Source organism: Acidovorax sp. HMWF018 (assembly GCF_003061035.1).
GTDB classification, from domain to species: domain Bacteria; phylum Pseudomonadota; class Gammaproteobacteria; order Burkholderiales; family Burkholderiaceae_C; genus Acidovorax; species Acidovorax delafieldii.
In genome coordinates this window covers 1-2,131 of the sequence record NZ_QAIM01000564.1, presented here as the reverse complement: position 1 = coordinate 2,131, position 2,131 = coordinate 1, and the positions used below count along the sequence as shown (strand labels likewise).

Annotated in this window: 2 protein-coding genes; both read left to right on the top strand. The window is 69.9% G+C overall.

The annotated features are described in order from the left end of the window. Positions 1–1,152, top strand: a 1,152-nt coding sequence (locus DBR23_RS24190) for an acyl-CoA dehydrogenase family protein (protein ID WP_108499821.1), incomplete at its 5' end; no start/stop codon positions are given. A gap of 4 nt (positions 1,153–1,156) precedes the next feature. After that, on the top strand, positions 1,157–2,131 hold a 975-nt coding region (locus DBR23_RS24185), incomplete at its 3' end, for an AMP-binding protein (protein WP_146191433.1).

Here is a 2,131-nt window from a genome sequence, read left to right as displayed (position 1 = left end):
CACCTGGCCCTGCCCTTCTTCGACGACGCCCACCGCGCGCTGGCCGAGGGCCTGGTGCCCTGGGCTGCCGCACAGCAGGTCGATGAAACCGACGACCGCGCCGCCTGCCGCGACTGGGTGCAGCGCTTGGGCGCGGGCGGCTGGCTGCGCTACTGCGTGCCTGCCGCACACGGCGGCGCGCTGCCTGCGCTCGACTCGCGCGCGCTGGTGCTGCTGCGCGAGACGCTGGCCTACCACTCGCCGCTGGCGGACTTTGCGTTTGCGATGCAAGGACTGGGCAGCGGTGCGATCACGCTGGCGGGCAGCCCCGCGCAGCAGGCGCACTACCTGCAAGGCGTGGCGCGTGGCGAACTGATTGCTGCGTTCGCGCTGAGCGAGCCCGAGGCGGGGTCGGATGTGGGCGCTATGCAAACCATAGCTGCCAGCACAGATTCGACTAGCGCTACAGGCACTTTTTGCTTGAACGGCACCAAGACCTGGATCAGCAACGGCGGCATCGCCGACTTCTACTGCGTGTTCGCCAAGACCAACCCGAGCGGCGGCACGCGCGGCATCAGCGCCTTCATCGTCGATGCGAACACGCCGGGCCTGGACGCCTCGCGCCATATCCATGTGATGGCGCCCCACCCGCTGGCCACGCTGCAGTTCACCAACTGTAACGTGCCCGGCACCGCGCTGCTGGGCGACGAGAACGGCGGCTTCAAGCTGGCCATGCGCACGCTGGACATTTTTCGTGCGTCGGTGGCCGCCGCGGCCCTGGGCATGGCGCGCCGCGCACTGGCCGAGGCCGTGCACCACGCCCGCCAGCGCCGCATGTTCGGCCAGACGCTGGCGGACTTCCAGCTCACCCAAGCCAAGATCGGCGAGATGGCCGCGCTGGTGGACAGCGCCGCGCTGCTCACCTACCGCGCGGCCTGGCTGCGCGACACGGGCCAGGCGCGCGTGACTGCCGAAGCGGCGATGGCCAAGATGACCGCCACTGAAAACGCCCAGCGCGTCATCGACATGGCGCTGCAGCTGCACGGCGGGCGCGGCGTGGAAGTGGGCAGCAAGGTCGAATCGCTGTACCGCGACATCCGCTCGCTGCGCATTTACGAAGGCGCCACCGAAGTGCAGCAGCTCATCATCGGTAAGGCCGTTTTGCAGGAGTAATCGCATGAAAGCCCCCTCCGCCCAGCCCGACCATTTCGTGCACGACCGCATGCCGCCGCCCGAGGCCTGGCCCACGCTGCGCTACGACCTGCCGGAGCTGCAGATCGCCAACCAGGCCAACCTGGTGCAGGCGCTGTTAGACCAGGCCGAACGTGCGGGCCACATCGACCGCCCCCTGTTGCGCGGCCCGCACCGCACGTACACCTACCGCGACGCCCGCACCGAGGCCGCGCGCATTGCCGAGGTGCTGACGCAGGACCACGGTCTCGTGCCCGGCAACCGCGTGCTGCTGCGCGGCGGCAACACGGTGGAGATGGCGCTGGCCTGGCTGGGCACGGTCTACGCCGGTCTGATTGCGGTGGCCACCATGCCCCTGCTGCGCGCGGTAGAGCTGGGCAGCATCATCGACCGCGCCCAGCCCACGCTGGCGCTGTGCGACGGCCGCCTGCTGGCCGAGCTGCAAGCCGCGCAGACGCAGCACCCCGTGCTCGCCACCATCGTGCCCTTCCACACAGCGCCAGATGCGGCCGACCTGCTGCAGCGCGCGCAGGGCAAGCCCGGCACCACGCCGCCCTGCCCCACGTCGGTGGACGACATCGCGCTGATGGCGTTCACCTCGGGCACCACAGGTTCCCCCAAGGCGGCCGTGCACACGCACCGCGATGTGCTGGCAGGCTGCGAGGCCTGGCCGCGCCATGTACTCAAGGCCACGCCCGATGACATCGTGGCGGGCTCGCCGCCCCTGGCGTTCACCTTTGGCCTGGGCGGCTTGCTGGTGTTTCCGATGTGGGCCGGGGCCAGCGTGTACTTTCCGGACCAGCCCTATACGCCCGAAACCATGGTGCGGCTGATGCGCGATGCGGGCGTGACCATCTGCTACACCGCCCCCACCTTCTACCGGCAGATGGCACCCTTTGCCAAGCAGATCGGCCTGCCCCAGCTGCGCACCAGCGTGAGCGCGGGTGAGGGGCTGCCCGAC